The sequence below is a fragment of the Nonomuraea sp. NPDC046570 genome, assembly GCF_040645915.1.
Classification (GTDB): domain Bacteria; phylum Actinomycetota; class Actinomycetes; order Streptosporangiales; family Streptosporangiaceae; genus Nonomuraea.
This window is the reverse complement of record NZ_JBEYZF010000001.1, coordinates 639,773-663,924: the sequence shown is the minus strand read 5'-3', so window position 1 is coordinate 663,924 and position 24,152 is coordinate 639,773. Positions and strand designations below refer to the sequence as shown.

General features: G+C 69.8%; 21 protein-coding genes. 9 read left to right on the top strand and 12 right to left on the bottom strand.

Annotated features, from left to right (window positions below):
* The first annotated feature begins 5 nt into the window (after positions 1-5).
* On the top strand, positions 6-851 hold the full coding sequence (locus ABZ911_RS03100; protein ID WP_358051166.1) for a fumarylacetoacetate hydrolase family protein: 846 nt from the start codon (positions 6-8) through the stop codon (positions 849-851).
* A gap of 41 nt (positions 852-892) precedes the next feature.
* On the opposite strand, the gene ABZ911_RS03095 is transcribed toward ABZ911_RS03100, so the two are convergent.
* The 9 genes from ABZ911_RS03095 to ABZ911_RS03055 form a co-directional block, all read right to left on the bottom strand.
* On the bottom strand, positions 893-2,224 hold the full coding sequence (locus ABZ911_RS03095) for a metallopeptidase TldD-related protein (protein WP_358051163.1): 1,332 nt from the start codon (positions 2,222-2,224) through the stop codon (positions 893-895).
* Between the two features lies 1 nt (position 2,225).
* A complete protein-coding gene (locus ABZ911_RS03090) occupies positions 2,226-3,593 on the bottom strand; it encodes a TldD/PmbA family protein (RefSeq protein ID WP_358051160.1) in 1,368 nt (455 codons plus the stop codon).
* The gene (locus tag ABZ911_RS03085; RefSeq protein ID WP_358051157.1) at positions 3,590-4,663 is read right to left on the bottom strand and encodes a hypothetical protein; all 1,074 of its coding nucleotides are present in this window, start codon (positions 4,661-4,663) and stop codon (positions 3,590-3,592) included. The genes ABZ911_RS03090 and ABZ911_RS03085 overlap by 4 nt, the downstream gene beginning before the upstream one ends.
* 230 nt (positions 4,664-4,893) lie before the next feature.
* Entirely contained in the window at positions 4,894-5,622 is a 729-nt protein-coding gene (locus ABZ911_RS03080) for an ABC transporter permease (protein WP_358051154.1), read from the bottom strand.
* 3 nt (positions 5,623-5,625) lie between these two features.
* Positions 5,626-6,360, bottom strand: a complete 735-nt coding sequence (locus ABZ911_RS03075) for an ABC transporter permease (protein WP_358051151.1) — start codon at positions 6,358-6,360, stop codon at positions 5,626-5,628.
* Positions 6,360-7,319 carry an ABC transporter ATP-binding protein gene (locus ABZ911_RS03070; RefSeq protein ID WP_358051148.1) on the bottom strand — a complete coding sequence of 320 codons (960 nt, stop codon included), beginning with the start codon at positions 7,317-7,319 and terminating at the stop codon, positions 6,360-6,362. The genes ABZ911_RS03075 and ABZ911_RS03070 overlap by 1 nt, the downstream gene beginning before the upstream one ends.
* The gene (locus ABZ911_RS03065; protein WP_358051145.1) at positions 7,316-8,302 is read right to left on the bottom strand and encodes a pyridoxal phosphate-dependent aminotransferase; all 987 of its coding nucleotides are present in this window, start codon (positions 8,300-8,302) and stop codon (positions 7,316-7,318) included. The genes ABZ911_RS03070 and ABZ911_RS03065 overlap by 4 nt, the downstream gene beginning before the upstream one ends.
* A 38-nt stretch (positions 8,303-8,340) precedes the next feature.
* Entirely contained in the window at positions 8,341-9,375 is a 1,035-nt protein-coding gene (locus tag ABZ911_RS03060; protein ID WP_358051142.1) for a pyruvate kinase, read from the bottom strand.
* Positions 9,376-9,428: 53 nt separating this feature from the next.
* Complete coding sequence (locus tag ABZ911_RS03055) at positions 9,429-10,709, bottom strand: nucleotidyltransferase family protein (protein ID WP_358051139.1); 1,281 nt, start codon at positions 10,707-10,709, stop codon at positions 9,429-9,431.
* Between the two features lie 726 nt (positions 10,710-11,435).
* Between ABZ911_RS03055 and ABZ911_RS03050 the strand changes: the two genes are divergently transcribed.
* The 6 genes from ABZ911_RS03050 to ABZ911_RS03025 all read left to right on the top strand — a co-directional run bounded on the left by ABZ911_RS03050 (position 11,436) and on the right by ABZ911_RS03025 (position 17,734).
* Complete coding sequence (locus tag ABZ911_RS03050) at positions 11,436-12,608, top strand: radical SAM protein (protein WP_358051136.1); 1,173 nt, start codon at positions 11,436-11,438, stop codon at positions 12,606-12,608.
* Between the two features lie 64 nt (positions 12,609-12,672).
* Entirely contained in the window at positions 12,673-14,664 is a 1,992-nt protein-coding gene (locus tag ABZ911_RS03045; protein WP_358051134.1) for a hypothetical protein, read from the top strand.
* 29 nt (positions 14,665-14,693) lie between these two features.
* Positions 14,694-15,365: a hypothetical protein gene (locus tag ABZ911_RS03040; RefSeq protein ID WP_358051131.1), complete on the top strand. Its 672-nt coding sequence runs from the start codon at positions 14,694-14,696 to the stop codon at positions 15,363-15,365.
* 29 nt (positions 15,366-15,394) lie between these two features.
* Positions 15,395-16,075: an HIT domain protein gene (locus ABZ911_RS03035; RefSeq protein ID WP_358051129.1), complete on the top strand. Its 681-nt coding sequence runs from the start codon at positions 15,395-15,397 to the stop codon at positions 16,073-16,075.
* Positions 16,076-16,137: 62 nt separating this feature from the next.
* A complete protein-coding gene (locus tag ABZ911_RS03030) occupies positions 16,138-16,782 on the top strand; it encodes a hypothetical protein (RefSeq protein WP_358051126.1) in 645 nt (214 codons plus the stop codon).
* Between the two features lie 112 nt (positions 16,783-16,894).
* A complete protein-coding gene (locus ABZ911_RS03025) occupies positions 16,895-17,734 on the top strand; it encodes a DUF2797 domain-containing protein (protein ID WP_358051123.1) in 840 nt (279 codons plus the stop codon).
* A gap of 72 nt (positions 17,735-17,806) precedes the next feature.
* Here the strand turns inward: ABZ911_RS03025 and ABZ911_RS03020 are convergent, their stop codons facing one another.
* The 3 genes from ABZ911_RS03020 to ABZ911_RS03010 all read right to left on the bottom strand — a co-directional run bounded on the left by ABZ911_RS03020 (position 17,807) and on the right by ABZ911_RS03010 (position 21,912).
* A complete protein-coding gene (locus tag ABZ911_RS03020) occupies positions 17,807-18,508 on the bottom strand; it encodes a helix-turn-helix domain-containing protein (protein ID WP_358051120.1) in 702 nt (233 codons plus the stop codon).
* Positions 18,509-18,618: 110 nt separating this feature from the next.
* Positions 18,619-20,640, bottom strand: coding sequence for a M14 family metallopeptidase (locus ABZ911_RS03015; RefSeq protein ID WP_358051117.1), 2,022 nt, complete (start codon positions 20,638-20,640; stop codon positions 18,619-18,621).
* A 72-nt stretch (positions 20,641-20,712) separates the two neighbouring features.
* A complete protein-coding gene (locus ABZ911_RS03010) occupies positions 20,713-21,912 on the bottom strand; it encodes an MFS transporter (RefSeq protein WP_358051114.1) in 1,200 nt (399 codons plus the stop codon).
* A 63-nt stretch (positions 21,913-21,975) separates the two neighbouring features.
* On the opposite strand from ABZ911_RS03010, the gene ABZ911_RS03005 reads away from it, so the two are divergent.
* On the top strand, positions 21,976-22,944 hold the full coding sequence (locus tag ABZ911_RS03005) for a LysR family transcriptional regulator (protein WP_358051111.1): 969 nt from the start codon (positions 21,976-21,978) through the stop codon (positions 22,942-22,944).
* 25 nt (positions 22,945-22,969) lie between these two features.
* Positions 22,970-24,118 (top strand): adenylyl-sulfate kinase, encoded by a 1,149-nt coding sequence (locus ABZ911_RS03000; RefSeq protein ID WP_358051108.1) that lies wholly within the window; start codon positions 22,970-22,972, stop codon positions 24,116-24,118.
* Positions 24,119-24,152: the final 34 nt, after the last annotated feature.

Genomic DNA, 24,152 nt, shown 5'->3' with positions numbered 1-24,152 from the left:
TTGTCGTGTACCTGATGAGGATCGGTCCCGCCGGGGCGGAGAAGCCCGCCGTACGAGCCGGGGACGGCTATGTCGACGTGTCGGATGTGGTGTCGGACTTCGACGCCGCGTTCTTCGAGTCCGGAGGGGTGGAGCGGCTGCGCGGGATCGTGGCGGGGCGGCCCGTCACGCCGATCGACGGCCGGCGGATCGGGGCGCCGATCACCCGGCCGCACCAGATCCTGTGCATCGGGCTCAACTACAGCGACCACGCGGCCGAGAGCGGGATGGAGGTGCCCGCCGAGCCGATCGTGTTCAACAAGTCGCCCAACACGCTCGTCGGGCCATACGACGAGGTGCGGGTGCCGCGAGGGTCGGTGAAGACCGACTGGGAGGTGGAGCTGGGCATCGTCATCGGCTCGCGCTGCCGGTATCTCCCCGACGAGGCGGCGGCGCTGGACGCCATCGCCGGGTACGTCGTGGTCAACGACGTCAGCGAGCGGGAGTTCCAGCTGGAGCGTGGCGGGCAGTGGGTGAAGGGCAAGTCGGCCGAGACGTTCAACCCGTGCGGGCCGTACCTGGTCACGCCTGACGAGATCCCCGACGTGGGCGCGCTGGACATGTGGCTGGACGTCAACGGCACCCGCAGGCAGAAGGGGTCGACGGCGACCATGCTGTTCGGGCCCGCGTTCGTGGTGCACTACCTGAGCCAGTTCATGGTGCTGGAGCCGGGCGACCTCATCAACACCGGCACCCCGCCCGGGGTCGGCATGGGCTTCAACCCGCCGATCTACCTGCGGCCCGGCGACGTGATGGAGCTCGGCATCTCCCACCTCGGCACCCAGCGCCAGCCCGTGGTCGCCGCCCCGTAACCGGCCTACCACCCGGCCGGCCGGGTCGGTCCGGTCGCTGGTCACCCCCGAGTTGGGGTGGCGAGGACCATCCAGGAACCGGCCGTCGAGTAGTGGCGGCCCGGGAAGTAGCAGGTGGGGGCGCTGACGGCGGCGATGGCGGTGAGGAGGTCAGGTGAGCTCGCGGAGACGGCCAGCGGGGGACATCGCGAGACGACCTCGCCCTGGCTGACGCGGGCCACGTCCAGGCGGAAGCCGAGGCGGTCTCCGGCCCGGTGCCTTCCCCGCCCTCCGCCTCCGCGCACGCCGTACCCCAGCAGGCCGGTGTAGTCGGGCGGGACGGTGTAGGCGTCGTCGTCGAGGCGGACGTTCGTGGGGAGGGGGGTCGGGGTCAGGCTGTTCGTGGAGCGCAGGGCGTGGCCCGTGAGGTGGGGGGCTTGCGGGGACAGGTTCCCGCGCGCGACCAGGGCGGCTCGGGTGCCGGTGCGGTCGAGCAGGACGGTGACGGCCGTCCGGGTGCCCTCGTGATCGAAGGGGCGGGCGTGGCCTCCGGCGGAGGCGTGGGGATCGTCGATCAGCGAGCGCGGGAGTTTCCTCGCCTGGCCGCCGGGCGGTTCGCGTTCGAACTGGTCCTGGGTCAGCAGACGGAGGACGGTGGCCGAGGTACGCGGGGGGAGCAGCACGTCGCCTTCGGGCCGTTCCCCGCTCTCGACCGCGAGGAGGGCGCCGGCCCGCCATGCCGCCTCGGCGGTGAAGTCGGCGGTGTCCAGGCTCCGGATCCGGCAGGTGTTCCTCGCCGCCCAGATCTTCAGGGTCCGGTCGCCATTGCCCACCTCGTAGAGCACCTTGACCTCCGACCAGGTGCGGGCGAACCCGTCGGACTCCCCCTCCGACGAGGCGAACGCCTCCGCGCTGATCTGCTCCGTGACGACGATGCCGGCGACCTTCATCGTCAGGCGGCTGCGGCTTCTCTCTTGCTCGGCCCGGAGGTTGAGGTCGGCTTCGAGCCATTCGAGGGTCTTGTCCGGGGTCGTGGACAGCTCGATGTCCTTGAAGCGGTCGCCGTTCCAGGTGGAGGGTGGTCGGAGAGGCGGTGCCTTCCGGTAGGTCCGGCCGTGTGGGACGAGGGCGCGCATGGCGTTGAGCAGGTCGGGGCCGGTGGTGCCGGTGAGGCCGTCACTGCCGAAGTAGACGTCATGCCCTCGGTGTGCCAGCCGTACGAGGGTGAACGCCTCTGACAGGAAGGGGCCTCGCTGGGGGCGGCCGGTGGAGAGCTTGTGTTCTCGACGGGAGGTCGTCAGGGAGACGGCGTCGATTCGTTCGCGGGGCCTGGCCAGGGTCGCCAGGTCGTGTGCGCCGGTCGTCGCCAGGGTGAGGGCTTCGCCGTGGTCCACGTCAGCATCGCCAATCGAGTCGATCGAAGCGCAGGGTGGGCGAGTAGAGGCCGATGAGGATTGACTGGCCCTGTTTTCCGCAGGTGGCGCTGTCGCCCCGCACGTCGTCCGCGATGCCGGCCAGGCGCTCGACGGTCTGTCGTGAGTCGCCGTACAGGTCGACGTCGCGGAGCGGGATTCGTTCGCCCAGGGGGGTGATGAAGTGGGCCGCGGCGGCGGTGAAGGAGAACTCGCCGGTGGCGGAGGAGAATTCGCCCGAACCCAGCGAGGAGATGTACAGCACGCCTTCGGGTGAAGGTTCGAGCAGGGATGCCACGCTGTCCGTCCCGGCGAGGACCGAGGTGTTGGAGGCGCGGGGCAGGCAGGCGTGGCGATAGCTTTCCCTGCGCCCGTTCGCGGTGCCGGTGGATGCCGGGGCCGTGCGCATGGAGGTGAGCGCGCCCACGACCACACCGCCGTCCACCAGGGGGACCGGACGGCATTCGCGCCCGTCGTCGTCGGTACGGCGGCTGCCGATCCCGGCCGGGATCGACGGATCGTCGAGCAGGTTCAGCGGCGTGCGGGTGATGCGTGAGCCGTTCAGGGTGGCCGCGTTCGGATTCTTGGCGAGGTTGTCGGCCTCCAGGGCGTGGCCCACGAGTTCGTGCAGCAGGGCCGCGCCCGCCTTCGGCCCGAGCACGACGGGGCTGCTCCTGGCCCCCAGGCTGCGGGCCTCCGTCAGCGCCTCCGCCTGGGTGAGGGCGGACCGGACGAGGCCGACCGCCGATTCCGCCAGTTCGGCCCCGCCTTCCGACATCCGCCAGCGGGGGTCGCTCGCCCGGGTGAAAGCACGGCTCAGCCGCTGCTCGCCGAGCACCGTGGCACTGGCTCGCTGCCGTCCCCCGCCCACGAACTGGGCGCTCCGGACGCCGTCGGAGTCCACCACCAGGCGGTGCTGCCGGTAGAAGTCCTGGATGAAGTGCACCGAACCGCCCTTGGGGAGGTCGGTGGCGACCTCATCGAACGGGTCGGCGGCCGTCACCGGCTCGGCTTCGCCCGGCTGCGGGCCCGGCCGGTCGCCGGGTATCCGCGCCGCGCCGAGTCCCAGCGCCCGCAGTCTGGCGGCGAGCGTCTGCGCCTCGTGCAGGGGGGCGAAGCCGTACTTCCAGGTTCCTCCGTGCCGGAAGAGCAGGCCGACGCCGTGGCGGCGGCTCACCGAGGCCGCCGAGGTGGTGGCGGTGCCGTCCCGGAGCCGGGTCTCCAGCCGCAGGTCCGAGCTGGCCTCGACGAAAACCTGCGCGTACTGCGCCCCCAGCCTGAGGCTTTCCGCGCACCAGTGCGCCGCGATGTCCATCAGGGCCGCGTCGAACTCCGCCGTCGCGCGGCTCACCGGAACCGGGTCTGCGAGACGAGCTCGCGGGCGTCCAGCGTCTCGATGATCTGACGCACCCGCTCCGCCGTCAGCGCCACCTGCGTGTCGCCGCCCACGTACCGCCCGAGCTCCAGCGCCGCCTCGACGACCTCCTTCTCCGTACGGCCGTTGCAGAGCCCCCAGACCAGTGCCACGTGCGGCTGCACGACGAACTGACTTCTCAGCTCGTTGTTCAGCAACACCCCGTTCGACAGGCGGATGACGTTGAAATCGGGGTTACGGCGGTAGCCGTCGGTGCCGGTGGACCAGAAGGGCCAGGCGGTGACCTGGGGTTCCGCCCAGCCGAGGACCTGGGCGGCGACCATCAGCGTCTGCGTGAAGCTCAGCAGTTCCAGGGCTCCGGCGGCGGGTTCGTCTCGCGCCCAGGCGCCGGACTGCAGATACGAGAAGCGTTCGTAGGGGAATGATTCTCCGGCGGACCGGCGCAACTGGCAGTAAACCCACTTGCGCCCGTGGTAAAGGTCGCCCGCGGCTGCCGCCACGGCCTTTCCTCCGCACACCACGAGATACTGGCCGAGCAGCGCGGCGGTTTCCAGGTCGCCGTCCTGAAACGAGCCCCGGAAATCGGAGAGCTGGGCGTTCGCGTCGATTCCCCAGCCCGACAGCGCCATCTGACGGAGCTTGTGCTCGTTTTCGGCCAGCAGCCGCCGGTACGCCGCCAGCCGAGGCGAGTCCTTCACCACCTCGCTCTGCCGTAAACGAATGAGTACGTCCAGCTCTGTTTCGCTGAGGCGTTTGGAACGGAGGTCGGAGCGGGTGGCCTCCCATGCGGCGAGTTTGCGCAGGGCGCCGTCGAACCATTCGCCGGTGTAGGTCTCGATGTCCAGGCGTTCGGCTCCGACCTTGGCCTGGCGGATGGCGGTCCTGCCCGTGCCTGAGGTCACGGCGAACACGTCGACGTCGCTGGTCGGGCTGCCCAGTCCGGCGGTCAGGCTGCCGGCGAGGTACACGGCGTCGAGTTCGTCATCGTTGAGGACTTCGGCGACCGCGTTTCTGGCGACGGCCAGTTTCTCTTCGCGATATGTCATTCACTCCACACTTTCCAGGGGGCGCGAACGCCAGGCGTTCACGCCCCCGTTGAAATCGACTCGTCACACATCCACGGCATCCACCGCGTCCACCGCGTCTACGGCATCCACCGCATCTACCGCGTCCACCGCATCTACGGCGTCCACGGGGTCAACCGCTTCCACAATCTTCGTCATGACAACCCTCCTTTCCTCTGTGAGCACCCCCGTCCCTGCGACTGGGGAGTCCCTTATTGGCGGGCACGCCGCAGCGCCGACAGCACGAGCAGCACGCCCGCCACCGCCCACAGCGCGCCGACCGCCAATTCCCCGAGGCCGTCCGCGAGAAAGTCGGGACGCAGCAGATCGTCCGAGACATCGCTGAGCGGAAAGAACGCCATGACGGGCTGCAACGCCTCGGGAAGCCTGTCGCTGCCGACCAGTGCGCCGGACAGCACCATGAGAGTCAGATAGGCGAAATTAGGCGGCACAAAGTGGTCTTTTATCCACATCGACGCGCCGCTGACCATCAGCCCATAGCCAAAGCTACTGACCAGGGCCAGGAGTAACGCTCCGGCGAAAAGGTGAACGGGCATGGGAAGAATGCCGAAGAGCGCACAACAGCTCAGGTAGGTCACCATTCCCCCGAGAAACCCGTCCACCACATGCGGCGCCGCCCGGCGGCAGATCGCCGCCAGTTTGCTCTGCGGGCTCGCCATCCACAGGTCGAAGGTGCCGAAGGATCGTTCGTTCCCCACCGAGAGCGCCATTCCATAGATCACCGCGTGGGCGCCCGCGAGCAGACTGGCGCCGGCCAGCGTGGCCCCGATGGATCCGCCGTAGTGCGAGCTGAGAGCGCCGAACGTGACCGCGAGGCCGATCGGCCTGACGATCCGCGAACTGAGGTAGCCGAGGGGGTTCAGCCAGGTGAACAGGGCCCGGTAGGAGAGCAGGGATTCCTGAACGATGCGGTTCGTCATGACTCAGTACTCCAGCGGGACGGATTGTTCGCGGGCGATGCGCTCAAGTCGCCGCAGGGAGGCCAGGACCACCGCCGAGAAGACGACCACCTGCCCCAGCGCGATGAGGATCTGCGGGATGTCGCCGCCGCGCGTCCACGCCATCACATGGGACTGCGGGATCAGCCAGGCGATCGGCTGGACGACGGCGGGCAGGGCGGCGTTCGGCACGAGCAGGGCGCTGAGCGCTATGAGGATGCCGGTCAGCCCGTTGGTCATGCCGGGCGAGGACGGGAAGCGGAGCAGGAAGTAGGCGAGCAGGCCCACGACCGCGGTCGTGGCGATCGCCAGGAGCAGTCCTCCGGCCAGCCAGCGGAACCAGTCGAAGTCCGGCGAGATGCCCCAGGCGAGCACCAGCACGAGGAGCGTGCCCGGCAGCGAGACGAGCGCCTGCGCCGCGATTCCCGCCAGGCGCCCGAGCACCACGGGCACCAGCCCGCCCGGACTGCCGAGCGCCGGGTACAGCGTGCGCCACACCTTCTCCTTCGACATCGCGCCCAGGAGGTCGACGATCACGGCGTTCAGCATGCCGATGCCCGCGATGCCCACCGCCATGTCCGGCGTGGTCCTGCCCGGCGCGAAGCTGTGCAGCACGAAGGCGAACACGCACGGCATGGCGAGCGCCGCGAGCAGCGACAGCGGGCTGAGCAACTGGGTTCGCGCCTGGTCGAACGCCGCCCGCCGGATCGTTCGCAGCATCAGCGGGCCCCGGTCATCTCGAGGAACACTTCCTCCAGGGTCGGGGGCGACACCGAGACACTGGCGGTGCGGTCGCCGTACTCGGCGAGCACCCACTGCACCGCCGCCCCGCCGTCGGTGACCCGCAGGCGCGTCGTCCCGCGCTCGGTCCGGCCGTCCAGCAGCCCGGGGCAGCCCGCCCAGTCGTCCGGGATGTCGAGATCGTTCCAGATGACCTCGATGGAGAAGCCGAATCGCTGGGCCGCGCCGAGCCTCAGCTCCGCCGGTGTGGCCTCGGCGCGGACCGCGCCGTCGTTCACGAGGATCACGCGCTCGCTGAGTTCTTCGGCCTCCCGCATGTCGTGGGTGGTGAGGAGCACGCAGTGGCCTTCGTCGGCGAAGCGGCGGACGGAGGTGCGCATGGCGGCCGCGGAGTGGGGGTCGAGTCCGGCGGAGGGCTCGTCCAGGATGAGGACGGGGGGATCGTGGATGAGGGCGCGGGCCAGATGGAGCCGTTGCTTCATGCCCCGCGAGAACGTCCTGACCACTTCGCCGGCCCGGTCCGACAGCTCGACCTGGTCCAGGAGTTCCCGTGCCCGCCGATCCAGGGTGCGGGTCGGCACGCCGTACATGAGGCCGAAGAATGTGAGGTTCTGGAGGGCGGTGAGTCGTGGATAGAGGCCGAGTTCTCCGCCGAGACTCGATCCGCAGGCCGCGGCGGCCTTACGGCGCTCGCGGACCACGTCGAATCCGTCGATGGTCGCGTGGCCGGAGGTGGGGCGGAGCAGGCCGGTGAGCATGCGGACGATCGTGGTCTTCCCCGCGCCGTTGGGGCCGAGAACGGAAACGAGCTGACCGGGTTCCACGGAGAGGTCGAGGCCCGCCACCGCGGTACGCGGCGAGCCGCCCTTGTTCCTGAACTCTCGGCGTAGCGAATGGGCGGTGACGCCCCTGTCGCTTGTCGGACCGAAGGAGATCACGAAGCTCGCCGCCTAGGACGTCGGATCAAGACCGGCCGGAAACGACTCCCCGCTTCTTCCGCGTCAGCCTTGGTGATGCCGGTGAAGCACAGCCTGAGCGATGGATCGGGTGATCCGAAATCATGGCCCGCGCCAACGGATACGCCTTCGGCCGCGAGTTTGGAAATCACTTCCTCGGCGTAAAGGCCCTTCGGTAGGAGCGCCAGGAGAGAAGGGCCCTCGCTTGTGTTCTGTTCGACGAGGGAGGCTCCGGCTGTGGCCCGGAAGGCGTCTCTCGCTTCTTCCGCGCCTCGATGGACCGGTTCCAGTAGGGCGGCTCCGCCTCGGGAAAGGTACGCGGCCCACGCCCATTGGGCCACCATGGGCGGGCCGGAGACTCTCAAGCTCGGTGTCGGCAGTTCGGCGGCTCGAACGCCGCGAATCCAGCCGATCCTGGTTCCGGTGCCGATGAGTTTGCTGAGCGACCCGACGATGAAGCACTCGGGGGGAGCCGGGCCGGAACAGGGTTTGGCGTGGTGTCGATACGTTTCGTTGATGACGACCGTTTCCCAGCCGCCGTCCAGGAGATCGGTGAGCGTGGAGTCCGGAAGTGATGCCCCGTCCGGGTTGCGTGCCGGATGGGTCACCCACGCCGCGACACCGGGACCGGCGGTGAAGCGGTCCCATGGGCGGCGCTCCACCCGGTGTCCGAGCGACCGCATGAGTGCGGGGATGTCCTCGAAAGTGGGCGTCTCCACCATGGTGTGCGCCAAGCGGCGGCCCAGGACCGCTACCGCGGCGCGCACACCACCGGTCACCACGATGTTCTCCGGACTGTCCGCCACCAATTCGCCCAGAGCGCGCCGGAGGGCCGGAAGACCCAGGGGCGGAGCCGGGGCGCTCGGATCGACCTGATCCACAGCCTCGTGCCAGCAGACGCGTAAGAGTTCTGCCGCGCCCTGGGGTATCGCCGCATGCGTGCCGGTCAGGTCGATGATGGACATCCCCGCCTCGTTCCATGGTTGTGCCGAGCCGTCGAATCTCACCGGAACAGGGCGCCGCCCACGGTTCCGTAAGTGGAGATGAGTTCCGCCAGCACCTGTACGGTGCGGCCGGGATCGCGCCCGACCGTGGTCTCGTCGGACAACAGCAGTCCGGTCACGCCCTTGGCGATGAGATCGCACAGGCAGGAGATCTCGGAGCGATGAGGAAGCCAGGAATCGGAAAGGCTGGTCAGCAGTTGAGTGCCGACGATCAGCGGTTTGCCGGACTTCGCCATGTGGTCGACGACCCGCTGGGAGGCGGCGTGGAAGTCCAGCACTCCCACGTCCATCAGCAGATCGCCGCGCCCCAGCAGGACGCCGTCCGCCTGGCCGGCGATCTCCTCGATGTCGGCCACCCCTGCGGAGGTCTCCACCTTCGCCACGACAACGGGAGGTTCCCTGTGGGAATCGGCCAGAATCTCCTGGACCTTCCGCACCTCGGAGGCGCTTTCCACGTACGACACGAACACCCCGGTGAAGGATGTGGTCGACAGCGTGGAGAGAGTCGACATATCCCGTTCGGTCAGTCCGGCCAGTGCGTGCGGCTTCCCCTGCACGGCCATTCCCCGGCGAAATCCCAACCGGCCACCTGTCAAGGGCACCGCGAAGCAGTGCCCGGGGTGGGCCTCCGCCACGCGGAGCGCGTCCTCGCCGTCGCCCAGTAGCAGCACGTCCCCTACCGCGATGGGCGCCATATGAGCGGCTCCGACCAGCCGCACGCCGGGAATCGACGGGTCGCCCCCCTCGGGCGCGCCCGCCGCCTCGTAGCGGATGTTCAGGCCCGCGACCTCGCTCAGCGCGACTTCCTCGTCGCTGATCAACCGCACCTTGCGGCCGGGAAGGTCGAGAAAGAGATCGACCTCGACGGCCAGCTCCGCCGCGACGGCGGCCACCTCGCGGGCCAGCGTGTCGAGCGTGGCCGGATCGTGTTTCGAGGCGGGGAACCGGAAACCGCGAGCGCCCCGGGAGACGGCCGCGCGCACGGCCTCGGGTGTCCTCAGAGAGGGGCCGACCGTAGCGAAGATGCTCGTCATCTCAACGCCAATCTCGCCTTCCGGCGCGGGGAGGGAATGAGGTGTGGTGCGATCTAGCGGTAACCGCCTTGGGCCTCGCAGAGGTTGTAGTAGACGGTCGGCACGAACGCCTCTCCGGCGGCGCGGACGAAGGCGTGCCCGTCCGCCGTCTCCACCCGAAGGGCGTCCGTTCCGGGAACGGCGTGCTGGGCTGCGGCGGGGGGCGTGTCCTGAGGCGATCCGGCCGAGCGCTCACGAATGAGCCGGGTGGGTACGAGACGGACGCACACATCGTTGCGCATCCGGTCGACCAGGCTCAGATCCTTCCGGCCGTGCGCACACCGCGCCTGTACGGCGAGCTTCAAAGGCCGCCGGTAGTAGCGATACGCACTCCAGGCCAGCGACAACCCCGCCGCGAACCCTCGCTCCCGCCGCCCCGCCCGGTAGGAGTCGGCGACCGTGGCCCGGCAGCGAGCCCGCCATTCCGGCCGCCCGAACGGCACCCGCTCCGGCTTGACCCCGTCGACTCGTAACTCCTCGGCGATCGCCTGGGCGCGCGCGGACAGTTGCGAGGTCCGGGTCACCTCGTCCAGAAGCGCGTTCCAGAAGGCGGCCAGACCGTGCGCGCGGATCTCGTCCATCGACTGACGCCAGTCCAGTTTCGGATCGGCTTCCAGCATCAGCACGATGTCGTTGACGTCTTTGAGCTTGATGAGGAAGTCGCCGGCGGCGTTCCCCAGCAGGAAGGGCAGGTTGCTCATCGCGTCGAGCGTGTGCAACCCCTTCTGGTCGAGCCGGTGCGGGGCGAGCCGGCAGTGCCGGATCGAGTACCCCCCGAAGTGGACGTCGACGCGCACAGGTATCTCGCCGACGTGTTTCCACACCTGCACCTGTCCGTAGATCTGCCCGGAACGGCCGTCTCTCTTCAACCAGGGCAGTTCGTACTCGCACCAGTCGTAGCCCTGTTCGCGAAGTCGTCCGGCCAGATTCCAGGCGTCGTCGACGTCGTCCACCAGAAGGTCGATGTCGCCTATGTCCCGGTGTTCTGGCCGGGCGTACAGGCCGACCGTGGAGTATCCCTTGATTCCCGCCGCGGCCACCCCGGTTTCGGCGACCGTCAGCTCCAGTTCCCGCCACGCGTCCGCCAGGAGTGCGGACAGCGTTCGCCGGCGGGTGACCATGTCCCCGACCTCGCCCTCGGCACTCGCGCCCGGCGGGTCGAGCAGCCTGGAGGCGCCGAGCCCCACGACGCGATGCCGCCGGAGGAATTCCACTGCCTGCGCGGAATTCGACCGGGCCGCGGTGAGCGCGGCCGAAAGTCGCTCGCCCGGCGCGATATGGCCGAGAGCTGTCAATTCCTCATCATGAGATGCATTCATCTGATCTCCAACCGGGAGAAGAAGAATCGCCGTAAGGTCCGGGGATCAATTACTCCGACGCCGCACGATGACGGATGGCCGGCCGCACGCTCCGTGACGACTGACATCCCGGCCTGATCACGCATTTTTGTCACGCCCGGCCGCTCATGTCCAGCCCCAAAAGAAGACTCTTACGTCCCGGAGACGTCGTTTTCCGCAAACGAGGCCGCAGCGAACCCGTCCACCCATTTCTTCAGGATCAAGCCCGTGACCAGCGGATATGCCAAGATCGAGGGCACTCTCCACGGACAGATGCACTTCTTTGCCGAGCCGGCTCCCCGGCGGGATGGGGGATATCGAAATTATATAACGGAACGATCACGAGATCGATGGATATGTTGACCGACACGGCGAGAGGGGATGGACTTCGCTGCAAATAGACCTTGCGATACGCCCAGGGGGCCGTATCAGCAGAGGCATGATTACGCAGGTACTCACAACGCTCGGATTCAGGGGACAGTAATCACGCGTTGAGTATCACTACTACGGGGATCACATGCACGGGGATCACTTCCGAAATTCCGTACGAGCACGCCCGAACGACGTCCCGGGCACGAAACCCTACGCGCAGCGGTTTCCTCCCTCGGCAGTGACGAGCCACCAGCGGCTCCGGCCCCGCACCCAGGAGACTCCGCCAGCAATCACTCGCCGAAGGGTTACGTGATGGACGACACAGCATGGATCAAGCTCGCCCTCTTATCCCAAGGTATTACCGCGAGCCCCGAATTCGGCGACTGGTTCGCCGGCACCGAGGGCTACGTTCGCCGCCGCAACTTCTACAACAGCCCGAACTGGGACGAGAGCGGCACCTCGGCGGCACTGCCGCAGGAGATCCGGTTGACGGGCGGCAGGCCGGTCGTCGTGGCGGTCAACAACTACGGCTCGTCGTCCTGGCAGCTCACCTGGTCCGAGGCGGGCGGCCCGGCCATCGTCTCCGAGGCGCGGCCCGACGGCCTGCCCATCGAGCTGGTGAACGACCTGGCCTCCATCCGCGGCGACACCGACCTCGCCCGAGTCTCCAACCTGTACGGCGGAAGCGCACTGTCGTTCTTCTCGCCCCGCGCCTGCTACTTCTTCGCCGACGGAACCCAGTGCCGGTTCTGCTCCCTGGACGGCACCGCCCGCGAGAACGACGAGTACGCCGGACGGGTCACGCCCGACGAGGTGCGCTCCGCCGTGGCGGCCGTCGTCGCCACCGACTCGCTGTCGCTGAACCAGGTGATGATCGTCGGCGGCAACGAGCGCAACCTCGACCGGGGCTTCGTCCACCAGCTCGCCCTGGTGGACGCCGCCACGCAGGCGCTGGCGGACGCCGGGCTCGTCGACGAGATCTCGGTGCATCTCATCGCCATGCCACCGCACGACCTGGATCTCATCGACCGGCTGTCCGAGGTGCCGAACGTGCACGCCGGATTCAACCTCGAGGTCTGGGATCCCGACCGATTCACCACGATCGCCCCGGGGAAGACCGCCGACTACGGGCAGGCGAACATCCTCGCCGCCCTCGGCCGGCTCCGTGACGCGGTCGGCCCCTACCGGGCGCACTCCATCCTGATCGCCGGACTGGAGCCGGCGAACTCGACCCTCGACGGGGCTAGGAAGCTCGCCGCCGACGGCATATCGCCGATCATCAACTCCTACCACAGCGACCGCCACTCGGCGCTCGGGCTGACGATCCGGCCGAGCTACCGCCATCTCGCCGAGGTCGCCTCCGGCCTGCAGGAACTGCACGACCTCTACCCGATCCAGCCGTACTGGAAGGGCTGCGGACGCAACGCTCTCGACTACGAGGCTTCCCTGGGCATGTTCCGCGGCAGTCCGCCCGACTTCAACTGAAGGCGAGGGAACCATGCTCACCACCGCTCCGGTCCAGGACATACTGGCGGATCTGGCAGCACGAATGGCTCCCTGGCCGGACACCGAGGCCGCGCTGGCCAAGGTGCTGCCGGACGCGCGGCTCTATCTCGGCGGCGACGGCCTGCGGCCGTACGTCTCCTGGGTCGAGGGCTCGACCATGCGCCTGGCGGGTGTCGACCCGGCCGGGTTGCCGCTCCCCCCGCTGGTCAGGGAGCTGCTCGGCGGGGGCTACGGCCTCGCGGGCTTCCGTCGTGAGACCGAGGATCCGCGCGGGTACGTCGCGAACGTGGCGCTGAGCGAACCGCTGGCGCGGCGGCTCGACGTCCCGAAGGTCCTGCTGATCGGGTTGGGTGACGCCGAGCGGTACAGAGGAGCGCGGCTCCCGCTGGGGGTGGCGAGGCTCAGCCAGTGGCTGCGTTTCACCCACTCCGCGCACGTCACCGTCATCGACTACAACTTCGTCGACGCCCCACTCCAGGCGGTCGCGGACCGGCTCGGCGGCGAGCACTTCGACATCGTCGGAGTGTCGGTCAACTTCGGTCAGTGGCAGATGCTCGAAGAACTGGCCGTCGTCGTCAACAAGCATCAGCCGTCCCTCGTCGTACTCGGCAACATCCTTGCCGCCTTCTCGCCCGACCGGGCCGCGGAGCTGTTCGACGCCACCCGGGACGACGCCGTGTTCGTGGCGACCAGCCTGGGTGAACGCCCCCTGGAGACGCTGTGCCGCGAGTATCGCCACCCCGAGTCCTGGGACGCGATCGACGGCCTGATCCGGCCGCTCAAACCGGCCCCGGCCCCGGCGCTGCTCCGCCGGATCGAGCTGCCGGAACTCGTCTATCCGGACGACTCCCTGGTGCTGACGGTCGCCGAGCGCGGCGGGCAGATCGCCCTGGAGACCTCGTTCGGCTGCCAGTACGGCGCCTGCACGTTCTGCCCTCGGGACCACCGGGGCGACGGCTGGGAACGCGGGCACCACTCCACCGCGGTGGCGATCCTCGAACGGGTCGCGGCCTCCGGGGCCGTGGTCTCACTGGTGGACGAGGAGTTCTTCGGCAGCGAGGGCCTGGTCGACCCGCCCATGGCGGAACTGCCGGCCGCCACGGTGCTGGCGGCCTGTCGCCGCCTCGAGATCTCCTACGAGATCTACACGCGCCTGGAGCAGCTGTTCGACCGGCGGAAATCCCGTGCGTGGAACATCGAGCGAGCCCGCCTGCTCGCCACCGAGGCCCCCTCCATGCGGCGGATCTTCGTCGGGGTGGAGTCCGGAAGCCCGAGCCAGCTCCGCCGGTACGGCAAGGGCCAGACGGTCAAGCAGACCGTGGACGCGCTGCGGATCGGCAGCGCGCTGGGAACCCCGATGGAGTTCGGGTTCATCACGTTCGACCCGCTGGTGACCCCGCTGGAACTGGCGGAGAACCTCCGGTTCCTCGCCCGCCGGGACGTCATCGCCGTACGCGGCCAGGGCACTCTCGACGACCAGGTGCAGCAGGTCACCCGCTATCTCGACGGCGGCGACCTGCCCTCGTCCGGGATTCCCCTCTACCGGTACGTCTCCTACATGGCGACCGAGCTGGAGGTGCTCGCGCACAGCCGCTACGCCGACCACCTGCGCCGCCTCCACCCCGACCTGCTCGACGGCGCCTACGACTCCAGCTTCGCCCGCCACGGCGTCAGATATCGCGACGGCCGGATCGAGGACATCGCCGGCTGGTGCCGGGTGTGGACGGAGGGCATGTTCACCCCGGTCTACGAGGCGCGCATGACGGCGCGGGCGTCGGGCAAGCCGGCCGACGCCGTGGCGGCGGCCGAACTCGTGACCCGCTATCGCGACGCGACCTTCAGCCTGCTCGTCGGCCTGACCCGCACGCGACTCCCCGAGTTCTCCGACGAATTCACCTCGTTGCCCACGAGCTACGAGCTTTCCGCCGGAAAGGACACCGGGGAATGGCTGGACGAACTGGTGGCGGAGACGCTGCCGGGGAGCCCGCCCGTCCATTTCGACATGCAATTACGCGGGCGCCGCCGCGATCGCTGACCTGCGTTTCCACCTCTACAAGGAGCAGCATGCTCATCGCCTTTGAAGGCATCGACGGTGCGGGAAAGACCACCACCGCTCCGCTGGTTGCCGCAAGACTGTCCGACCTCGGTTATACGGTGACCGAGGCCACCAAACGCACTTTCACCGCCAAGTCTCCATTCGCCCAGGAGCAGCTTCAGGCGGTCGCCGATCGCCTGTGGCGGGTTCCGCACGACGATCGGCTCGACTCGCTGGGCACCCTGCACTGGATCTACCTCAACGCCGCCTTCTTCGCCGGCGCGCACCACGCCCTGTCCGAGGACCTCGGCCCGGGTGAGATCGCCGTGTTCGACAACTGGATCAACAAGTTCGTGGCCAGGATCACCGGCAACGGCAAGTTCAAGCTGGACGACGCCCTCCAGACGCTCCATCTCCTGCCGCAGCCGGACATGGTGTTCGTACTCGACGTCCCGCCCGCCACGGCCGTGACCCGGAAGGAGTTCTCCCACCTGGAGCGCGGCACCCTGCACGACGGACGCCTCGACTTCGTGGGCTTCCAGAGCGTCGTCCGGGACTCCCTGCTGCACATGGCCGACCACTTCGACTGGACGGTCGTCGCCCCACTCGACAGGAGCGCCGCCGAGGTGGCCGACGAGATCGCGCAGCTGGTGCACGCCCGCCTGGACAGCCGGTTCACAGAAGCCGGCGATCACGCCTGATCTCGCGTCTGAGACGGAGGGAGCTTCGGATGACCAATCCGGCAGAAGTCGCATCGCCCACGTACGAAGAGATCTGCACGTTCTGCAATGAGATCTCGGGTGCCGCCAACAGTTTCTACGATCTCGGCGTCGCGACCAGCCCTGACGACTATCTGCTCCACCAGAGCGCGAACTTCGTCGTCGTGCCCTGCGTCGGCGCGCTGACGGACTGGTATGTGCTGATCGTGCCCCGCCGCCATGTGCTGTCCACCGGCTGGCTCGGCGAAGAGGAGCGCGCAGAGCTCCGCACGCTCTGCGACGACGTCGCCAAGCGGATCGCGGAGCGGACAGGGCACGAGATCGTGCTGTTCGAGCACGGCAGCTTCAGCTTCCGGGACAAGGGCGGTTCGTGCCACGACCACGCGCATGTGCATCTCGTGGCCACGGAGAAGCCCGTGCGCGAGTTCATCGAGGACGTGTCGGCGGCCGTCCGACTGGCTCCCTGTGACGACTGGATCGAGTCCGCCGCGGAGATCGTCGGGAAGTCGGGCCGTTCCTATCTCGCCATCCAGAGCTCGGCGGGCTCCATGATCGCTCCGGCTCACAACGCGCCCTCCGCCTTCTTCCGCAAGGCGCTCGTCAGCTGGCTCAAGGCCGACGAGGGAGAGCACGACTGGCTCGTCTATCCGCAGACCGAGCGCCTGCGCGGCATGATCGAGGCCGGGCTGTAGGACCTCTCCGAAGAGCCGGAATCCCTGGGAGACCACGCCCACCTTCCTCAGGAGACAGGCAAATGATCATCTGTTTGGAAGGCATCAACGGGGCCGGCAAGACGACGCTGGCCGCCGCCATCGCCGACCGCTGGCGCGCGGCCGAGGGCCGGGCCGCCGCGATGGCCGAACCGGTGCAGCGCACGGAGTTCGGCCGCCGGGTCCGCACCGCCATCATGAGCACCGCCGACCTGGACGCGGACGCCGAAGCCCTCGCCTTCGCCAGCGCGCGCCTGCACGCGGCCGCTCTTCTCCGAGGGCCCGAGGCCGATCTGACCATCCTGGAGCGGTGGGCGGGCGGCGTCGTCGCCTACGGTACGGTCGCCGGCACCAGCTCCGTCCTGCTGCACGCACTGGAGACGGTGCTCGCCGCGGCGCTGCCCATCGATCGCACCCTCCTGGTCGACGTGCCGGGAGCGGTCGCCGCCCGCCGCCTGGCGACCCAGGCCGACGCCAACCGCTTCGAGACCAACGGGGCGGGCTACCTCGAACAGGTCCGGCGGGAGTATCTGGGCTGGGCCCGTACGCGGCAGGTGTCCGTGATCAGCGGGACCGACTCCCGGGAGCGGCTCGACGCATGGGCCGGGGACCTCGTCGACGGCCTCCGATCCCGCACCTGCCTCTCCATTGATGGCGTACGATGCACAATTCCTGGCGGCTCCCGATGAGTAAGGCGGATCATCGATGGAATCAAGGAATTCGGAATACCTGTGCCTGGGGGTTTCCTGGAAACGGGAGAACCCGGCGATCGAGCTCGTCGACATCAATACGGTGGCCACCGTGAAAGTCCCGTTAAGAAATCGGCGACTGGGTATTCGGGTCACCGCGCCCGAGCGCTATTGCACGGGCAGATATGGCTTCGTCGACGAGATCGGCACCGAACTCGTGCCGTGTCCGGCCCACCAGCCGGCCGCGTCGGGAGGCCAGTGCGCGCAGTGCGCGACGCGCGACGAATTCCGGCAGGCCCATCATTTCCACATCGGCGGCTCCACCTCGTCCGCGCTCGTCCGGTACATGGCCCAGCCGCACTGGCTGTACATCGCCACGTTCGCCGACGCCACCAGCAAAGTGGGGACGGCGGCCGAGCTCAGAAAGAGGTCACGGGTCGACGAGCAGGGGGCCGCCATGGCCTCCTACGTGGCGAGGACCTCGGACGGCAAGGTCGCGCGGAACGTGGAAGACGCGATCACCCGCGCCCTGAACGTGCCCCAGACCAAGCGGCGAAACGCCAAGGTGGCCGCGCTGGCCGCACCGGCCCCCCGTCGTGACATCGCCGCCCAGCACGCGCGGACGGTCGGGCAGGTCTCCGAACTGCTGGCCGGTTGGGACCACACCGCCGGTTTGACGCCGAAGGCCGAGCCCTGGACGCCTCCGGCCGGGGTGGACATGTTCCTGGACTCACCGCCCGCCGGCGGGTGGGCCAGGTACCCGCACGACCTGCAGGCCGGAGAGCACGGGTTCCACGTCGACGCGTGCGCCGGACCCGCGGTTCTGGCGCGTACCCAGCCGTCGGACGATGCGACGCGGTTCGTGATCGATCTCGGCGGGTTGAAGGGGCTGCGGATCACCACCGGCGATTTCGTGTCGCCCGAGTCGATGACCCAATCCGCCCTGTTCTGACGGATACCGCGGGCCCACCCACGCGCCGGCGTGAGGTGAGCCCGGGAAGCGGCGTCCGAGCCGGGCCGGAGGTCAGATCGTGGGGCGGGCGCCGACGAAGGCGTCGAAGCCGTCCGAGCCCACCGCGCGTTCCAGGGTACGGATGACCTTGCGGGCGTCGTCCCGGGGGCCCGCCATGTAGAACGGCCTGCCCTCTCGGCCGAAGGTGATCGGCGGGGCGGGCTGGTCGCCCAGATGCCCGGACACCTGCGGGAAGTCCTCGTGCGGCTCGAAACCGAGGCCCCTGGCGTACTCGACGCCGCCGAACACGAGGTGTCTGGCCAGTTCGAGGGGCACCTCCTGCCAGCCCGCGTAGTCGGAGAAGAAGAACTCGCGGGTCTTGCGCAGGCTGACCTCGTCCATGACGTCGGGGCCGAGCACGTTCTTCACGCCGAGGCAGTACACGTCGACGAGGTAGCCGCAGATCGACACCTTGTCCCAGCCGTGCCGCCGGGCGACCAGCACGCTGACCATCCCGGCGGTGTCCTGCGCGCCGGGCGCCTCGTCGGTCCAGCCGCGCGTGGCATCCACGCCCAGGCCGACGCTCCACCCGGTGTTGACCCAGCAGCCGAAGACCTCTCCGGCCCGGCCGCCGCCGTCGCCTTCCGCCGCGATGGCGCGTACCAGCGGCGCCACCGTGGAGGGCGAGACGCCGAGGGCGCGGGCGATCTCCTTGGGCGACCGGCCCTGGGCGCGCAGCTCGCGCACCCGCGTAAGAAGCTCTGCGTTGTCCATAGAAATCCGACCTTATCGACGTATCAGGGCGCGGGCGGTGGCGGTGGCCCCGTTCGTCGACTCGCTGGCAAGCCCGCCCCCGTCAGGAGCTGACGGGGACGGGCCGCGGGTCAGCGGTCGCGGTAGTCGGCGGCGACCCCGATCAGCGAGATCAGGCCCGAGGCGAACTCCATCGCCTCTTCGTGCCCCTCGCTGAACGGGGGCTGGAATCCCACGCCCTCCCATCGGCGGGTCGTCGGGTTCCACACGTCGCTGCCGACCTCGAAGTCCCAGCCGAAGATCCCGAAGTCGTACCAGAGCTCGTCGGCGGAGTTCCCGGCCGCCGAGTAGAGCACGTCGGTCACCGGCCCGGTCTGCTGCGGCCAGGTGACGGTGCCGCGCTCGGCGGCGATGGCCTCCTCGATGGTGCGGGCCGAGCGCAGGAAGTACGCCTCCTGGGAGGCGGTCGGCCTGGGCAGGGTGACGCGGCCGTCGAGCTTGTAGGCGCCGGGCGGCCACATGAAGTAGCCGCCGTAGCTGTGCACGTTCATCGCGAACTTGATGTTGCGGTAGCGCTGGGCCAGCCAGATGACGTTGCGGCTCTCCGGCTCGGAGTGCTCGGCCGGACCGGCGAAGCTGCCGCTCTGGCAGTTGGCCGAGGCGCCGAAGTAGCCGTCGAACAGCGATCCGGCGGCGTAGTTGCGGTTGAGGTCCACGCCCCAGGTGTTGCGCAGCGCCGGGTCGGCCTGCTGCGCGGGGCAGTGGTTGGTCATGTTCTTCCGCTGCAGGTTGTAGTCGTAGAAGCTGTAGTTGGCGCCGTCCGGGTTCACCGTCGGCACGATGAAGATGTCGGTCCGCTCCAGCAGCCTGCGAGTGGCGGGGTCGCGCTGGTAGTTGCGCAGCAGCCGCTCGGCCGCCTCGATGGTGACCAGCGGGGTCACCCACTCGCGCGCGTGCTCCTGGGCGTAGGCGAGCACGCCGGTGCGCGAGCCGTCGCGCCGGGTGCCGACCCGCAGCGCCAGCACCTGCTGGGGTGCGCGGGAGACGTCGGCGGGCGCCTTCAGGAAGTCGCTGAGCTGGGTGAGCGGCGCTGCCGCGACGACGCCCGTGCCCGGGTCGGCGCGGTAGCCGGTGGCCTTGACCAGCGACCCGGCCCCCGCGTTGATCGCGGCGATCACCTGGGCGCCGGTGCTGGTGAGCGCGCCAGAGCCGTCGGTTGCCAGGCTGACGGTGATCAGCTTGCCGTTCACCGTCACCCGGAGCGCCCGGCCGGGGGCACCGGGGTCGACCAGCTCGACGGCCAGGTCGTTGCCGCCCTCGGAGCCGTAGGCGGTGGACGTCACCACGACCGCGCCGAACTGCGCCTGCGCGTGCCGCCGGTAGCCGTTGGTCCTGTTCGGCAGGGTGATGATGTCGGTGAGCTTCGGGAAGCGCTGGTGCAGCGACTTGACCCGCTCGTTGAGCTGGGCCGGGGTCATGTACTGGCTGACGAAGTCCTTCTGGTAGCGGTGGCCGTTGCGGTCGGGCCGCTCGCCGTCCGGCCACTCCTTGAGCCGGGCCTCCGCCTTGCCGCCGCCCGCCGAGGTGACGGTGACGCCGCGCGGCGGCTTGGCGTCCAGCGGCACCGGCGTGGCGAGCTGGTGGCCGAGGTAGGCGCCGGCGTCGGTGTAGGGCACCATCGGCGTCTCCCCGGTGGTGCCGTTCCTGTCGCGCCAGGTGACGGTGAGCGCCGCGCCGGGGCCCGCGCTGCTGGTCGCCTCGACGGAGAGGAAGTAGCCGTCGCGGTTCTTGAACCAGACCGCGCGTTCGATGACGATCTGGTCCTGGGCGGCCGCGCCGGGGGTGCGGCGCTCCTGGGCCGGTGAGGACGGGGCCAGGCCGATGCCGAGGGGCTGCAGGGCGGCGAGCTGGCTCGGGGTGAGGACCGCGTCGACCTGGACGCTGCCGTCCGGCTGGGGCCGTACCCGTTCGGTGAGGTCCGCGCCCGAGGCGACGAGCCGTTCCATGGCGGCGCGGTCGGGGACGGAGATCGTGACGAGGGATGCCGTCTCGGGTTCAGGCGGCCCCGCGACCGCGGGCGCGGAGGGCGCCGAGGCCAGGACCGTGGTGAGGATCAGCGTGAGGACAACTGCGGGCGTCCGTAAGCCATGCATCGGCTCCTCCTGATTCAAGCCATCTGGAGATCATTCAAAGCCACCACGACAAACCGGGCAAGAGTTGATATTTCAGGCTTTGGTGATCTCAGGGCGGGCGGCCAGGCGGATGGCCGAGGTGGCCAGCAGGAGCCAGGCGGAGGTCAGGGCGACCAGCCAGGCCCAGCCCGCGACCGCGTACACGACGCTGCCCACCGTGCCGCCGACGCTGCTGCCCAGATAGTAGAAGAGCGTGTACATGCCGGACACCTGGCCGCGGGCCCCCTCCGGCGCGCGGGCCGCCGACCAGCCGTTGGCGACCGCGTGCGCGGCGAAGAAGCCGCCGGTCAGCAGCAGGAAGCCGACCACCGCCACGGGGAGCGAGTCGGGCAGGGTGAGCAGGGTGCCGAGGACGGTGACGAGCATCGCGGCCGTCAGGACCCGGCCCTGGCCGAACCTGCCCGCCAGCCGTCCGGCGACCGCCGAGGAGAGCGTGCCCATGGCGTAGGCGAGGAAGAGCAGGGAGGCGATGGCGGGGGCCAGGCCGAACGGGTCCCTGATCAGCCGGAAGCCCGCGGCGTTGTAGAGGGCGACGAACGCGCCGGCGCCCGCGGCGGCCACGCCGTACAGGGCGAGCAGGCTGGGGCGGCTCAGCGCGGCGCGCAGGCCGGCGAGCAGATCGGCCGAGCCCGCCCGGGAGCGCGGCCCGGCGGGCGGCAGCGTGCAGACTGTCACCAGCGCGCACACCAGGGAGACCGCCGCGACCAGCAGCAGCGCGCCGTGCCAGCCGAGCGGCTCGGCGACGAACCCGGCGCCCAGCCGGCCCGCCATGCCGCCGACCGAGTTGCCCGCCACCATCGCGCCGACCGCGGCGGCGACGCCCTTCGCGCCCAGCCGTTCCATGAGGTAGGCGGAGGCGACGCCCGGGAAGCCCGCGATGGCCACGCCCTGCAGTGCCCGCATGACCAGCAGCGCATCGAAGGACGGCGCCAGCGGCAGCAGCAGCCCGAGTAGGACGGAGGCGATCACCGAGACCAGGATCATCTGCCGCCTGCCCACGATCTCCGACAGCGCGGCCAGCGGCAGCACCGCGACCGCGAGCGCTCCCGTGGCCACGCCGACCGCCAGCGAGGCGCCACCTGGATCGAGCCCGAACTCGGCGGCGAGCTGCGGCAGCACCGCCTGCGGCGCGTAGAGCAGGGCGAAGGAGGACAACCCCGCCGCCGCCACGGCGACCGTCACCCGGCCCCGGCCGGTGGAGGGAATCGGACGGGCAAGAACATCGGTAACCACATCCACGAAACTAAGCCAAGCTAATAAATACGTCCAATGTCGAAATATGCGAGAATTCATACTGTGGTGGATGAATGGGGGCTCGCGCCCAACCTCGCCCTGCTGGTCGCGATCAGGGAGACCGAGCACGTCACCCGGGCGGCCGAGCTGCTCGGGATCCCGCAGCCCACGGCCAGCAGACGGCTGGCCGCGCTGTCGGCGGCCGTCGGCGCGCCGCTGACCGTGCCCGCCGGTCGCGGCGTCCGGCTGACCAGGGCCGGGCGGACGCTGGCCGACGCCGCCGCCCGCGCGCTCGCCGTCGTCGAGGCCGGGGCCAGGGAGGTGCGGGAGGAGGCCGACCCGGCCACCGGCCGCGTCGTGCTCGGCTTCCTGCACCTGCTCGGCCGCTCACTCGTGCCCGCCCTGGTCCGCGGCTTCCGCGAGCACCACCCCGGGGTACGGCTCAGCCTGGTACAGGGCTCCCGGCAGGAGATGCTGCGGCGGCTGCGCCACGGCGAGATCGACCTGGTCATGGTCGCGCCGCTGCCGTCCGACGACCCCGAGTTCAGCGGCGTGCCACTGGCCGACCAGGAACTCGTACTGACCGTACCGGGCACCCACCGCCTGGCCCACCGCCGCCGGGTACGGGTGGCCGAACTGGCCGACGAGCCCTTCGTCACCCTGGAACAGGGGTACGGCCTGCGCCAGATCACCGACGAGCTGTGCGCGGCGGCGGGCTTCCAGCCGAGAATCGCCTTCGAGGGCCAGGAGTCGGACACGGTTCGCGGGCTGGTCGGCGCCGGGCTCGGGGTGGCACTGCTGCCCAGGTTCGAGCCCGCGCCTCCGCCCGGGGTGGCCGAGATCCGCCTGGAGCCCGCCCTGTTCAGAACGATCGGCCTGGTCAGACCCGCCACCGGACGCCTCACCCCGGCCGTCCGCGCCTTCCACGACCACGTCCTGTCAGCCATCCCAACCTGGCCCGCGAACTCGGCCCCCCAGACCCTCCCGGCCGAGCCTGAGCGTCTTGGGGGTTTTACTCCGTGGTGGACGTGAGCTCCGGCCAGCTACCGTCACGCGAATGAACAACGATCCGCTGCCCCTGCTCTGGCTGTACGGGCCGTCCGGTGTCGGGAAATCCTCGGTCGGCTGGGAGGTGTTCGCGCAGCTGAGCCGGAGCGGCGTCAGGACGGTGTTTCTCGACGGCGACCAGATCGGCCTGTGCCATCCCGTCCCGGAGGGCGGCCCTCATCGGGTCCGGGCGCGGAATCTCGCCGCGATGTGGCCCAACCTTCGCCGGGAGGGGGCTCAGTGCGTGGTCCTGTCGGGCTTCGTCGACACCCCCGAGGAGGTTCGCGAGTACACGGAGCTTCTCCCGGACGCCGCGCTGACACTGTGTCGGCTGCGCGTCGGCACCGCCGAGCTCAAGGAGCGGTTTCTCGCTCGGGGGTGGCGCCCCGATCTGGCGGACGAGGCCGTCGCCGAGGCGGAGTCGCTGGACCGCGGCGCCTTCGCCGAGCTCTGTGTGGACACCGACGGGCTGGCCGTGTCCGAGACGGCCCGGCTGGTCCGCGAGCGGGCCGGTGGATGGCCGCGCGCCGCCTCGGCCGCGACTCCCGGCGGTTTCACTCCCCACCCGCCGGCGTCGCGCGGCGACGCCGCCCCGATCCCGGTGCTGTGGTTTTCCGGTGCCACCGCGGTCGGGAAGTCGACGGTCGGCTACGAGGTCTTCTCGCAGGTCTTCCGGGCTGGAGTGCGAGCCGCCTACGTCGATGTGAAGCAGATCGGCGCGCTGCGTCCCGCCGCGGACGACGATCCGGGCCGCCACCGCCTCAAGGCGCGCAACCTCGCGGCCGTCTGGGCGGGATATCGCGCGGCCGGCGCCCGGTGCCTGATCGTCTCCGGGGACGCCGACCCCGACGACACCGTCCGCGGCTACGCCGAACTGCTTCCCGGATCGTCGGTGACGGTGTGCCGTCTGCACGCCGGGCCCGCCACGCTGGCCGATCGCGTCGCGCGGCGCGGCCGGGGGGAGGGCCCGGCGATGCCGGGTGATGAGCTGAGGGGTCTGGGCCCCGAACCCCTGCGCCGCATCGCCGAACGGGCGGCACGCGACGCCGAGGCACTCGAACGCGCCGCGACCGGTGACCTGCGCATCGACACCGACGGCCGGTCGGCGCAAGACGTGGCCGCAGAGGTACGAGGCATATGGAACCCTATTCTTACCTAAATGCCGACCTCGAAGCTCTACGCGACCGGCTCGG

Bases quoted from the DNA above. Each gene is read 5' to 3' on its own strand.
- ABZ911_RS03085 (WP_358051157.1), bottom strand. From the start codon at position 4,663: ATGACATATCGCGAAGAGAAACTGGCCGTCGCCAGAAACGCGGTCGCC.
- ABZ911_RS03080 (WP_358051154.1), bottom strand. From the start codon at position 5,622: ATGACGAACCGCATCGTTCAGGAATCCCTGCTCTCCTACCGGGCCCTG.
- ABZ911_RS03075 (WP_358051151.1), bottom strand. From the start codon at position 6,360: ATGCTGCGAACGATCCGGCGGGCGGCGTTCGACCAGGCGCGAACCCAG.
- ABZ911_RS03065 (WP_358051145.1), bottom strand. From the start codon at position 8,302: ATGTCCATCATCGACCTGACCGGCACGCATGCGGCGATACCCCAGGGC.
- ABZ911_RS03060 (WP_358051142.1), bottom strand. From the start codon at position 9,375: ATGACGAGCATCTTCGCTACGGTCGGCCCCTCTCTGAGGACACCCGAG.
- ABZ911_RS03050 (WP_358051136.1), top strand. From the start codon at position 11,436: ATGGACGACACAGCATGGATCAAGCTCGCCCTCTTATCCCAAGGTATT.
- ABZ911_RS03045 (WP_358051134.1), top strand. From the start codon at position 12,673: ATGGCTCCCTGGCCGGACACCGAGGCCGCGCTGGCCAAGGTGCTGCCG.
- ABZ911_RS03040 (WP_358051131.1), top strand. From the start codon at position 14,694: ATGCTCATCGCCTTTGAAGGCATCGACGGTGCGGGAAAGACCACCACC.
- ABZ911_RS03035 (WP_358051129.1), top strand. From the start codon at position 15,395: ATGACCAATCCGGCAGAAGTCGCATCGCCCACGTACGAAGAGATCTGC.
- ABZ911_RS03030 (WP_358051126.1), top strand. From the start codon at position 16,138: ATGATCATCTGTTTGGAAGGCATCAACGGGGCCGGCAAGACGACGCTG.
- ABZ911_RS03020 (WP_358051120.1), bottom strand. From the start codon at position 18,508: ATGGACAACGCAGAGCTTCTTACGCGGGTGCGCGAGCTGCGCGCCCAG.
- ABZ911_RS03015 (WP_358051117.1), bottom strand. From the start codon at position 20,640: ATGCATGGCTTACGGACGCCCGCAGTTGTCCTCACGCTGATCCTCACC.
- ABZ911_RS03000 (WP_358051108.1), top strand. From the start codon at position 22,970: ATGAACAACGATCCGCTGCCCCTGCTCTGGCTGTACGGGCCGTCCGGT.